This window comes from Paenibacillus sp. J22P218 (assembly GCF_056269195.1).
The window spans coordinates 145,826-158,234 of the sequence record NZ_JBWDNL010000005.1; the positions used below are offsets into that span (position 1 = coordinate 145,826).

At 50.1% G+C, this 12,409-nt stretch carries 7 protein-coding genes; all 7 read right to left on the reverse strand.

What is annotated here, in order from left to right; all coding sequences use genetic code 11:
• Positions 1-30 precede the first annotated feature (30 nt).
• Positions 31-2,406, reverse strand: coding sequence for a glycoside hydrolase family 95 protein (locus AC0YN0_RS21785; protein WP_475823138.1), 2,376 nt, complete (start codon positions 2,404-2,406; stop codon positions 31-33).
• A 105-nt stretch (positions 2,407-2,511) separates the two neighbouring features.
• Positions 2,512-5,229, reverse strand: a complete 2,718-nt coding sequence (locus tag AC0YN0_RS21790; RefSeq protein WP_475823139.1) for a family 78 glycoside hydrolase catalytic domain — start codon at positions 5,227-5,229, stop codon at positions 2,512-2,514.
• Positions 5,230-5,249: 20 nt separating this feature from the next.
• On the reverse strand, positions 5,250-6,134 hold the full coding sequence (locus AC0YN0_RS21795; protein ID WP_475823140.1) for a carbohydrate ABC transporter permease: 885 nt from the start codon (positions 6,132-6,134) through the stop codon (positions 5,250-5,252).
• A gap of 19 nt (positions 6,135-6,153) precedes the next feature.
• Positions 6,154-7,056 carry an ABC transporter permease gene (locus AC0YN0_RS21800; protein ID WP_475823141.1) on the reverse strand — a complete coding sequence of 301 codons (903 nt, stop codon included), beginning with the start codon at positions 7,054-7,056 and terminating at the stop codon, positions 6,154-6,156.
• 104 nt (positions 7,057-7,160) lie between these two features.
• A complete protein-coding gene (locus AC0YN0_RS21805; protein WP_475823142.1) occupies positions 7,161-8,852 on the reverse strand; it encodes an extracellular solute-binding protein in 1,692 nt (563 codons plus the stop codon).
• Positions 8,853-8,963: 111 nt separating this feature from the next.
• Complete coding sequence (locus AC0YN0_RS21810; RefSeq protein ID WP_475823143.1) at positions 8,964-10,586, reverse strand: response regulator transcription factor; 1,623 nt, start codon at positions 10,584-10,586, stop codon at positions 8,964-8,966.
• On the reverse strand, positions 10,579-12,339 hold the full coding sequence (locus AC0YN0_RS21815; RefSeq protein WP_475823144.1) for a sensor histidine kinase: 1,761 nt from the start codon (positions 12,337-12,339) through the stop codon (positions 10,579-10,581). The genes AC0YN0_RS21810 and AC0YN0_RS21815 overlap by 8 nt, the downstream gene beginning before the upstream one ends.
• Positions 12,340-12,409 lie beyond the last annotated feature (70 nt).

The window sequence follows — 12,409 nt, forward strand, 5'->3', positions numbered from 1 at the left end:
TTTCGTGAATAATGCCCTTGCACTCGCGTGTTACTTTGCCGTTATCCGATATCGTTTCCCTGTCTCCATGGAAAACAGATGCGATTCATCGGAAGCTCTAACCGTTTTTATTTGAAGCTGATCTTCCCAAACCTCGATGTCTGGACCGCACTTTATGGTGCACGTTTGATCTTGGCTCGAAACAATCTCGGCTTCGGTCAGCTTCCCTTGCGCCCACTTCATGCTCACTTCGAATCCTCCGCGCGCTCTTAATCCAGTGACGAGTCCGCTTGGCCACGCATCTGGCAGAGCCGGAAGAAGCTCCAAACATCCTTGATGGGATTGCAGCAGCATCTCGGCGATTCCGGCTGTAGCCGCAAAGTTGCCATCAATTTGGAATGGCGGGTGAGCATCGAAGAGATTCCCGTAAACCCCGCCTCTGTGATAATTATCCGGTTCGTTTTCCTTAACAAGCGTCAATAAGTTCGAAATGAGCTGCTGCGCGCGGTTGCCTTCCCTGAACCTAGCCCACAATCCGACCTTCCAGCCAAGACTCCAGCCCGTACCGCCATCGCCTCTTCGCTCAAGGGACGTTTTGGCGGCAGCAAAAAGCTCCGGAGTGGCGTCCTCGGTTATTTGCCGTCCCGGATATACTCCGAATAAGTGCGACACATGACGATGGTGAATGTCTTCGTCGTCGAAATCTTTGGACCACTCCTGCAGTTGTCCGTGTTTGCCGATTTGCAGCGGCAAGAGCTTGTCTAAAGCTGCCGACAACTTGTTTCGGAAGGCTACGTCGATCTCAAGCTCCTCGGAGGCTTCGATGCAGTTCGTGAACAGATCCCAGATCAGGGTCAAATCCATCGTAGTTGCCGCACTGACACCGTTTTTCCCCTCTTGATGAACGAATTTATGCTCAGGCGAAGTGGATGGAGCCGTAATCAAGTACCCTTCTTCATTTTCGTACAGCCAATCCATGCAAAATTCGGCCGCGCCTTTCATAACGGGATAGGCTTTATCCTTGAGGTATTGTTTATTCCGCCCGAATGCGTAATGCTCCCACAAATGCTGGGATACCCATACTCCCCCCATCGGCCAGTATGCCCACACCGGGTCACCTTGACCGTAGTCGCCTACCGGCGCGGTTTGGGCCCACAGATCCGAATTATGATGAGCGACCCATCCCTTCGCCCCGTAATTGATTTCGGCGGTTTGGCTGCCGTTTGCCGCTAAGCGGGCGATGTAGTCAAGAAAAGGCTCGTGCATCTCGGCCATATTGCATGATTCTACAGGCCAATAGTTCATTTCCGCATTAATATTGAGCGTATAGTTGCTGCTCCATGGCGCGCGTGTGTGCTCGTTCCATATCCCTTGCAGGTTCGCCGGCTGCGTACCTGGACGCGAGCTGGAAATCATCAAATAACGGCCGTAGTGAAACAGAAGCTCGACCAAGCCGGGATCGCTGCCGCCGTAAGCGGCAATTCTTCGATCCGTCGCCATGTCCTCCGGTGCCTTGCTTTCTCCAAGGCGAAGCGTGACCCTATTGAACAGCTTGGCAAAATCCGAAACATGCAAGCCCCGAACGTCCTCGTAGCTTTTGTGTTTAACTTGTTGCAAATCATGTTTGGACGTTCGCTCGGGGTCGCAGTCATCGCTAGCCATACCCATCCGCGTATCGAAGTCGGTGGCTGCACTGAAATACAGGGTTGCGTTGGTTGCGCCGGACACGTGAATACCGTCGTGAGTAACCCGAGCTTCCCCGCCTTCATGAGCAACAAACATACGACCGTGGAATCGCAACGCTTCCGATTTCGCCGGATCTCCGTAACGAATCGGAGCGTCGGTCGGATAATAACTCGGAGATACATGTTCCGGCGCAATGCCGTGAATAGCATATTCCCCCTCCGAAGCAGAGGTTTCATAACGCAGCGGACTATCCAGCTTCGCACGGAAGCTTAAGTACCCCGTACGATTGCATTGAAGATGTATCACAATCAGTTGATCGGGGTGCGAGGCGAACATTTCACGCGTATATTCCACATCACCGATTTTATAATTCACGGAACAGATGCCTTGCTCAAGATTCAAGTTTCGCAGATACGAACTGGTGTGATTGCCGTGTTCCATTGACAGACGTAAATCCCCGAACGGCAAATACGATTGCGTATACGGTCCAAGCATTCCCTTGCTGAGCCGTTCGGCTTCCGCGTATTCGCCTTTGGCGATAAGCTCCCTTACCCTAGGCAATATCTCTTTGGCTTCGGGATTATTGCCGTCCTGAGGATATCCGGACCACAACGTATCCTCGTTTAACTGAATTCTCTCGCTCTCTACACCGCCGAATATCATGGCGCCTAATCTACCGTTGCCAACGGGCAGCGCTTCTGTCCAATGCACTGCAGGCGAGTCATATTGGAGTTTCAACATGGGTAACCCTCCCTTTCTCTCTGGCTCAAAGGATTCGTTTCTATCCTAGCAATCCTCATGGACCTGATAAAGGTTTAATCCTAACTTTTTGTTGTACAAAACTATCTACTTCAATGATCCTACCCCATCCGTCTTGATGGTGAACCTGTACTTTCCTGACCCTATCGTTGACTGCTCCGCTGGAATGGACGGCAGTCTAATCTCAGCCGTCGCTCCAACCGGAATCTCGACATCTAACGTTATACCGGCATCATTGCGAACGCATTCCACGCGAATAAGACCATATGGACTCCATATGCTGCCTCTCACTGTTTCGATGAGGTCCGTTAACGACGGTTCAATAATCAACTTCCGATACCCCGGCTCCTCCGGCCGGATGCCCAGAACATAAGAGGTCAGCCATTCCTTCACATGCCCCATCATGGCGTGATTTCTGGAGCGGACCATCGTGCCGTGCCATAATTCTTGATAATTCCAATATTCCGGAAGCGTGGTTAGCCCGTTATCGACAAAGTATTTATAACTGGGCTGCGTATCATTCGTGACCATGCGATATACGACATCGCTTGCACCGTAACGGCCTAACGTGGCGAATACTTGTTTCAATCCCACTTCGCCGGAGGAGAGATGATCATCCCTGCGCCGAACCGCATCCTTCAGAAACGTCACGGCAAGATCAATATTTTCCTTCCATACGATGCCGCTGAAAAGAACACAGCCGTAGCTCGCTTGACTGTCATTTCCGTAACGTTTGCTTTCCGGTTCATAACAATCTGCGTGACTGTGGAATTTACGCTGAACCTCTTCCGCTTTCAAACGGTAAATCGCCGCATCCTCGTGATGCCCGGTCAGCTCCGCGATGCGAACCATGGTGCTTAACATGTAGTAATAGGCGCAGTTTTCCACCAACACGGTCGGAGTGCTTTCGTTCAGCTGCCCCCAATCCCCCATCTGCGCGTAACCGATCAGAAGCGAATCTTGCGTATGCGTTTCTAAATAATCCAGATACGTTGTCATCGTTCTGTAGGCTCTTCTTAATAGGGTGATGTCCCCGTAAATTTGATAGTACTCCCAAGGGGTCAGAATACAAGCGCCGCCCCAATTCGGGTCTCTGTGAAGTCCGACGATCCGATAATATTCGGGCGCTATGGCAGGTACATACCCCTTCCCCTCCGGATCTCCGTTTCTTTCATCCTCTTCACTCGTCTGGCTATCGATCATATCCTGCGTAATCTTAGGAATCCAGGACCGGATATCGTACCCGGAAGTAATCGAACGGAACATGAGATGCGACGTCTCCAGCCAACCCAACTTCTCGATTTGCGGGCAGTCCGTAAATGAAAAATACATGTTGCTCTCAATCGAACGCTCCGTTAATTCATGAACCCTGTTCAAGACCGAATCGGAAGTTTCGAACGTCCCCGTCTTCTCGTTGGCCGCTCTCAGTACGCAGCAATTGAAGTTATTTATGGTTGCTTCACCTGGAAACCCCGATACTTCTACGAATTGAAACCCCTGATAACAAAAGATCGGATGCCAAGCTTCATCGCCAACGCCTTTCACGGTATAACGATTCGTAATGCTGCAGTTATATTTCTTTGACTCGCTTTGCGTACAAGATGCTTGATCGACGCCTGTTCCTTCCGCGTTCAGCATCTCCGCCGGATACATGGAGATAACGGTTCCGTGATCGCCCGCAGTCGTACCGCGGAGAACGAGCTCCGGAAATCCGGCAACGTTTCTCCCCATATCAACGAGCCAATTGCCGTTATCCAGCTTCGTAACGGAAGCGGCGGGAAACTTCTCGATCATCCGTATAGGAAGAAATTCTCTTCCTCTTAATGTCCCCTGAGGCTTCTTCATGATGGCCGCATCATTCCAATTGCTTCGGTCCATGCCCGGTAAGTCCCAGCCATCTAACTCTGCAGTGGCATCGTAATCTTCGCCGCCATACCAGTTATTGAACGTAATCGGACTGTCCGTCAGCTTCCAACTCTCGTCCGTTGCCGCAACGATCTCGACCATCCCGTCATCGTAGGTGACCTCCACTTGAGCGAGCACCTTCTTCTCCCCGTAGATCCCTTTCCTTGTATAGCCGCTGTCATTTTTCTGATACCGATGCTCGGGCGCTTCTGTCCCATCGTCAAGCGTCATGACCGGATTTACCTTGAAGTTGACGTATTGGCCGTTGCCGATTACGATGCCTATCGCATTCGAGCCGCTCCGCAGCATGTTCGTCACATCGAAGGTTTCATAATAAACGGTTTTCGAATAATCGCTTTCGCCAGGATGAAAAAATGCATCGTCCAGCCGCTGGCCGTTTAACGTGGCATGGAATAGTCCCAAACCGCTTATATAAGCACGCGCACGAGCAATCTTCCGTTCGCTCTTCAGCTCGAAGTCATACGCAACTCGCGGCGCCGCGGACGGATTCGCGTTCATGTCGTCCCCATGCCCGATCCAGTTAGCGGTCCAATCCGACTCGTCAAGCAGTCCCATTTCCCAAACCGCGATCTCGCTCCACTCGGACTCGATATCGTCCTTATCCCATACTTTCGCTCTCCAAAACACTCGTTGCCTGGACATCAGCGGTTTCCCCGCATATTCGATAGCGAAAGGTCTCGAATCGAATACTTTCCCGGAATCCCATACATCGCCGATTTCTTGCCGTAGATGCTCCTCCGTCGAGGCGGCTACAATGCGATAAGCCGTTTGCGCTTGATGTGGGACATCCGAGGTTAGCGTATAACTAAACAACGGCTGCTTGCACGCCAAGCCGATCGGATTTTTCAAATATTGCACTAACAAATTGGATATGATCATTGCTTTGACTTCTCCTCCCGTTACCCTTTAACACTGCCGATAACCATGCCTTTTACAAAATACCGTTGCAGGAACGGATAAGTAATCAATACCGGAAGCGCGCCTACAAGAATTTGCGAAGCTTTGACCGTCCGCTCCGATAGGTTTTTCAGATTCTCCAAGTCTTCGAGCGTTACGTTTCTTAGATCCGGCATCGTGATGACAGTCCTTAAATACGTTTGCATTGGAAAATGCATCGGATCGTTCATATAGATCATTCCGTCAAACCAGGAATTCCAGTGAAATACGATGACGAACAACAGCAGCGTCGCGAGGGACGGCATTGAGGTAGGAACGTATATTTTCCACAGCACGGTCCAGTGCCCCGCTCCATCCATTACGGCTGCTTCGTCCATCTCCTTCGGCAACTGACGGAAGAAGTTAAGCAATACGATGATGTTGAATACAGGCACGGCGCCCGGCAATACGAGCGACCAGACGGAATCCATCAGGCCGGTCTCCTTGACAATAAAATAAGTCGGAATAAGACCCCCGTTAAATATGGTCGTGAAGAAGAAAAACCAGACATATGCGGAGCGCGATTTCAGGATGGAGTGATCCTTAGATAACGGATACGCCACAAGAACAGTGAGCAGCATGCAGATCGGCACGGCAATCAATATGCGCTCTAAGGATACATACATGGCTCTCCAAAAGTCGATTCGGCCTAATACGAATTTATAGGCATATAAATTGAATTCGACCGGCCAAAAAGTGACGACTCCTTTCGTAGCTGCCGTGCTCGAGCTAAGCGAGACCGCCAATATATGAACGAATGGCAATACGCATAGCAGCACCGCCGCCGTTAGAAACAACCCGTTGCATACATCGAAAGCTTTTAGCTTTTTTCGGCTGAATAGGTTCATTGGAGTTTCCTCCCTTCCGTTAGAAGATGCGATAGTTAGCGAAGCGCACGGCAATCCAATAGGATACCGTAATGAATACGAAGGAAACAACCGATTTAAACAATCCTACGGCGGTAGCCGGGCCAAATTGTGCGTCCATCAGTCCGAATCGGTATACAAAGGTATCCAAAATATCGCCGCTCTCGTATACCTGCGGACTGTACAGATTGAAGATTTGGTCAAAGCCCGCATTCAGCACGTTGCCCAGGCTCAGCACCCCAAGCAGAACGATGACATAGGAGATGGCAGGGAGCGTGATATATCGCATCATATGATAACGGTTAGCTCCGTCAATAACGGCCGCCTCGTAATAAGACGGGTTGATTCCCGTAATGGCAGCCAAATAAATGATGGTGCTGAAACCGAACTCTTTCCAAATATCCGAAGTAATAACGGTGAATTGAAACCAATTGTTGTCTCCAAGGAAAAAAACAGGCTCGATGCCGAGAACGGACAAAAACTTGTTGATGATCCCCGTGGAAGGAGACAGAACATCGAGCAAAATGCCCGCCAGTATGACCCATGAGAGAAAATGGGGAAGATAAATGCTTGTCTGTACCAGCTTCTTGCGCGTCTTACCTTTGATTTCATTAATCAGCAGCGAAAATAAAATCGGAACGATGAGGATAAGCACGATTTTGAATAAAGCGATCGTGATCGTGTTCATAATGACTTGCATAAAATTCGGCATATTGAATACGTATTTGAAATTGTCCCATCCGACCCAGTCCTGCTCGCCGAACAACCCCTTCGCAGGAATGAAATCCTGGAACGAAATGGCCACGCCAATCATCGGGCCATAGCTGTAAATGAGCACAAGCAGGACAGCGGGCAGAAGCATCATATGCAGCGGAAAGGTATTGGAACTTCTGAAGCCCTTCATAATCGTCCCCCTCGGTTGATTGTCATCTCGCGATCGTCTAAGCAGGGAAGCGCCATAGTACCCGGCTAACTACCGCTGCTTAGACCTTGATCGCTATTGAATCGTTACTTTACGCCGTCGTACCACTCGTTGACTTCCTTCGTAATTTGCTCGCCGCCAAGCTTCTTCCAGCTTTGCACGAACGATTCGAACTCGTCGGCCGGCGAGTTGCCCATAATGATTTTGTAGAACGTCTCCTCGCGAAGCTTGTTCAGCGTTGACATCGTCGTAATCATCGTCTTCGTTGGCGAACCTACAAACTTATCCTGAACATACTGCTTATTGTCCATCAGCTGCTTGATGCCCGCTTCCGTGCTGTTTTCTCCGAACACCTTGTTCCAGCCCCACATGGACGCGTCGCCCTTCAGGAATTTGTCCACGTTGTCGAACATCGCCTTCTGTTCGCCGATCAGCTTACTCGTATCGCCGGTAGCAATAGCGTCCTTGATCGCCAGGTACGTGTTGACGTTCTTCGATACATCGCGAATCTCGACAGGCGAGAGCCTCCAATTTTCTTTGCCATTCTCGCTGACGCCGTACTGGGCATAATCCTCGGTATACATTTTGTAATAGAGGTTAAGCAGCTTGATTAGCGCTTCCGGGTGCTCGAAGCCTTTGCGTACCGTGAAGAAGCTGCCGTAGCCGAGCGTGAAGGTGCTCGTAACCGGCTTCTCGTCGATCGATGGAATCAAGACCGGTGTCCAATCCGCATCCGGATTCGATTTCAGAGCCTCGCCAAGCGGATGAAGCGACAGATAGAACGGACCGTATGTCATTCCGATCTGCTGGTTCGCTACACCTTCAGCGATTTTGTCGCCGCCCTTAAGACCGAATTCCTTATCGATCTCTCCGGCTTTGTACATGTCGGCCAGCTCGGCCAAAGCCGCCTTCGCTTCGGGCTGAATGCCTCCAAACTCCAGCTTGCCGTCCTTCTCCACCCATATTTTCGTATTGGCATGGAAGCCGTTCATTACGCCTTCGATCGTGTTGTAGTCATTGCTTAAAGAAAGTCCGAACGTATCATTTTTGCCGTTCCCGTCCGGGTCCTGCGTCGCGAACGCTTTGCTGATCGCCTTGACATCCGCCCAAGACTTCGGCAACTCCAGGTTCAGCTTCTTCAGCCAGTCGGTCCGTAACCATAGGAAGCCGGTTTCCGGGGCCAGATCGTTCGTGCTCGGGAAGCCTAGAATTTTGCCGTCGAAGGTGGCTGCTTGTTTCGCCGATTCTCCTATCTGCGACACAAGTCCCTTCACTTCTGGCGACATATATTGCTCCATGTAAGGGCCTATATCTGCCAAAATATCGGCGCGCGCCGCTTGACTGAGCTGCACGGGGTCAAGCACGAGTATATCGGGAATGTCCCCCGATGCGAGCGCGAGGTTCATTTTCTGCGCAGACTGCTCTCCCGTCTTGGAGATCCACTTGTATTTCACTTTGATGCCCAGCTTCTCTTCAATAATTTTTGTCCATTGGTTGTCTTCGTAAGAAAGGCCGTCTACGAGCAAATTCTTTTGCATCGTATCGTCGATATAACCTGCGAACGTAACCTCAACCGGCTCCTCGTACCTTCCGAAAGGATCTGCTGCCTCTACTTCTCCGCTTGGTGAATTTCCCCCATTTGCCCCATTGCCGCTTTGCTCGCCAGACTCCGTGTTCTTGCCGTCATTGTCTGCCTTATTCGAGCACGCAGCCAACAAAGAAACGAGCAGAACAACAATAAGCAGCAATATGCCGGACTTCTTTCTCATCTTCATCATTCCGACCTCCCCATCGTTTTGCTTTCTTGATTGATGTTGCTCCTTTATTATCCCGCTCGGGAATACGCTTTCATATCGTCCGATCTTGACCTTGCCCTCTGTTTTCTTCTCCTATATTGACTTGCTTTGGTGCGCGTCCCGATACGCCTGCGGCGTACTGCCAACCATCTTCTTAAATACCCGATTGAAATAGGAAACGGATACGAAACCAACGGACGTCGCTGCGTGTTGGACCTTCATGTCGGGATTTAAGAGCAGTTCGATCGCTCTCTCGATCCGCATCCGGTTGATGTAATCCGACAGGTTCTCCTCCGTTACTCGTTTGAACAGCCTGGACAAATACGAAGGATTGAAGTGAACGAGCTCCGCCAGCTTGACGAGCGATAAATCCTGCGCCAGATGTGCCTTCATGTAGGTCTGCAAAAATCGAATCGGCCGCTCCAATTGATCCGCCTCCTCATCCTTCCGAAGACGTACGACGCTTTCACCCAGCCTGCGGAACAAGCCGAGCATTTCCTCGTACGACCGATAGCCGTCCAATCGGAGCAACGCCCGCAGATCGACGAGCGTAGACAGCTTTTCCGTTAAGCCCAAACGTTGAAACGATTGAAGCAAATAAACGATCAGCGTATAGTAGTTTTCCGCATAAGCTTGCGTTGCTCTTCCGCCAAAGCTTTCCTCATTGCCCATCCATCCTTCTACGAATGCAACAAAGCCTTTATCGTTACCGCTCATTAAATAACCTTCCACGAGTTTGAGCCTTTCCACGGAAAGTCCCTTCGAGACGTCCGCTTGTTCCAACGGCTCGGACAAAATCACTTCCTTTTCCTGTCCAATTCGGTAATCAAGAAGTCCGTTCATATAAGGAAAGGCACGCCCCAGCCCCCTCCAGCTCACCTCATTTGCCGAATGGACGAACGAGACGGACAGCTCTAACGACTCCGAACAAATACGCTGCGCGACAGCCAAAGCTTCCCTTACATACAAGGCGGCATCGCTAACTGGCGTAAGTTCGATAGGCTGGACAATGACGTACCAAAACGTATGTTTTAACGAGATCGCAACGAAACGAAATCGTTCCTCCAAGCATCGCTCGAGAGCTTGCTTAAGCGCATACAGCTGTCTCGTCTGCTCATCCATGGTGATTGGATTATCGCAAGGGTCAAGACGAGCGATTAACGGAATAACGTGTCGATCGCTGCTAAGCGAAATGTGCAGACGTTCCAATTGGCCATTCGTCAGTTCCTCTGCCGTGGCGGGATCATAAAGAACGTCCAGGATGAACTCCTTTTGCAAGAGGGGCAGCTCATTCATCATTTGGTTCTCAATGAGCTCCGTCCATTGTTCCGCCTTAAGCTTGTCCCTAATCTCGGCAATCATTTTTCTGACCGTGTCCAATACGACGTCGTCACCTTCGCTCTTGAGCAAGTAACGGACGCCTTCATGCCGGATCGAACGATACACATAATCGAAATCACTGTATCCCGTGAACATGACGACTCTGCATGCCGGCCAGCGCTGCTGTATTTCCTCCATAAGCTGAATGCCATTCAAGCCCGGCATTTGAATATCTGACAGTACAATGTCGATTCTCGTACGGTTCAGCCAATCCAGCGCTTCGTTGCCCGAATAAGCCGTTATAATATCAAGCTCCATATCGGTAACCTGCTGGAATAAATGGTACAGTCCCTCGACTATGACAGGCTCGTCGTCGACGATCAGCAGCCTATACATCGTTATTCGCCTCCTTCGATAACGCAATCGTGATTTTCAGACCGCCCGAACTGCCGCGGGTCGCCCGCATGCCGCTCGTCTTGCCGAATTTAATCTGGATTCTTCGGTGAATATTCACCAGACCGGTTACTTCCGCATCTGCCGAACCACTAGTGTTGAACAGAGTTTGCAGCCGCTGCAGCTCCTCGCTTGTCAAAGCGTCTCCGTTATCTTCAATCGAGATCGTGAACTGTTCTTCTTCCATCTCAAAAGAAACCGATAATCGGCCATCCGCCGCCTTGTCCTTCAGCCCATGCTCGAACGTATTTTCCAGCACCGGCTGCAAAATAAGGCGAGGCACCATAATATGTCCACAGTCTGGAGGCAATTCCGCGAATTGCACGACGAGCCGATTCTGGAATCGGACGGATTGAATATCGACGTACATGCGAGCGAATTCCACTTCCCTGGCGAGCGGTACATCATCGCTTGTGTTGCGTGTGACGTACTGATAATACTGCGCCAGCTTAAGCGACAGATCAGCCAAGTTCTCATGATCCTCCAGCTTCGCCATTCGGTATATAATTTGAAAGTTGTTGTAGAGGAAATGAGGATGAATCTGCGACTGGAGCTGCTTCATCTGCGCCCGCTGCGTTAAGATCCGCTGCTCGTACACTTGTTCAATCAACACCTTAAGCTCATGGACCATCCGATTGAAGGAACGGTATATAAATCCGAATTCATTATTGCTGGAATCCGTAATGCTCATGTTCAGATTGCCGCTCTCTACCCGCTTGAACGCCGAAGACAGCTTGCGCAGCGGATTGTAGACTACCTTATACATAGAGATAACGAACATTGAAATAGCTAAAAACGATATGACGGAAAACGCCCAAAACCAGACCGTGTATTTCTCCAACGATTCCAAATATTGACCTTTGCGAACGAACTTAACGAACGTCATGTTCAGCTCTTCCGACTTGACGACCAACATCGAATATTCGATTTGGTTAATCGTAATCGGTTCGACCCAACCTTGCTTCTCCCCATTTCCTTTCCGTTCATTAGCCTCGTCGAGCATCTCTGCCAGATTCGGCTCATCGATATTGCTCTTGCCGATAACGCGGCTGGCGCTTGAATCCGACAACATGAGAACGTTAACCTCTTCCCCTCCGAAGTGCTCGAGGTCGGCTTGAAACACGGTTTTGTCCAGCATGATTTCGATTTTGAACAAGGGCAGGTTCGTTTCCGAGAAGTCCGTTACGATATTATAGAAGTCTACGTACAACTCTCCCTGGCGATAGGCGACCAGAGATTTAGAGCTCGGATCCAAATTCCTTATGTCGAGCCCTGACACATCTTCAAGGGGACTAATCCCCCCGGAGGTCGAAATCACTTTACCCGCCCGCGTCAAAAAAATACGGACATCCTTGGCGTAAGCGCTGCTGTTCTTGATCATATTGATCCGCTGCCCTAACCCCCTAAGCGCGTAGAATTGCTCGAGCCACGGCATATAATCGACGATGGTAGACAATCGATCCAAGTCCCTGTCATTCAGAAATTCGTATTGAATCGCCTGCATGCGCAGCACCTCTTGCTCCAGCCGATCCATGTACTTCGTCATCTGCGAATAGGAGGACGTGTTGATTTTCTCAATAACCTCCTCCGTCCCCCATTTGTATAGGACGACGGATAGCACATAGGTAGGCAACACCGTCAAGCAAAAGAGCATGAACAATTTTGTTAATATCGATCTTCGCCAGATACCGTTCATATGTTCTCTTGGCTGCTCCTCTCACGATCAACGATCTGTATAGATTTTATATTGGTCCTAATTTATAATA

Excerpts from the sequence above, each read along its gene's own strand:
- AC0YN0_RS21815 (WP_475823144.1), bottom strand. The coding sequence starts at position 12,339 with ATGAACGGTATCTGGCGAAGATCGATATTAACAAAATTGTTCATGCTC.
- AC0YN0_RS21800 (WP_475823141.1), bottom strand. The coding sequence starts at position 7,056 with ATGAAGGGCTTCAGAAGTTCCAATACCTTTCCGCTGCATATGATGCTT.
- AC0YN0_RS21810 (WP_475823143.1), bottom strand. The coding sequence starts at position 10,586 with ATGTATAGGCTGCTGATCGTCGACGACGAGCCTGTCATAGTCGAGGGA.
- AC0YN0_RS21785 (WP_475823138.1), bottom strand. The coding sequence starts at position 2,406 with ATGTTGAAACTCCAATATGACTCGCCTGCAGTGCATTGGACAGAAGCG.
- AC0YN0_RS21795 (WP_475823140.1), bottom strand. The coding sequence starts at position 6,134 with ATGAACCTATTCAGCCGAAAAAAGCTAAAAGCTTTCGATGTATGCAAC.
- AC0YN0_RS21805 (WP_475823142.1), bottom strand. The coding sequence starts at position 8,852 with ATGATGAAGATGAGAAAGAAGTCCGGCATATTGCTGCTTATTGTTGTT.
- AC0YN0_RS21790 (WP_475823139.1), bottom strand. The coding sequence starts at position 5,229 with ATGATCATATCCAATTTGTTAGTGCAATATTTGAAAAATCCGATCGGC.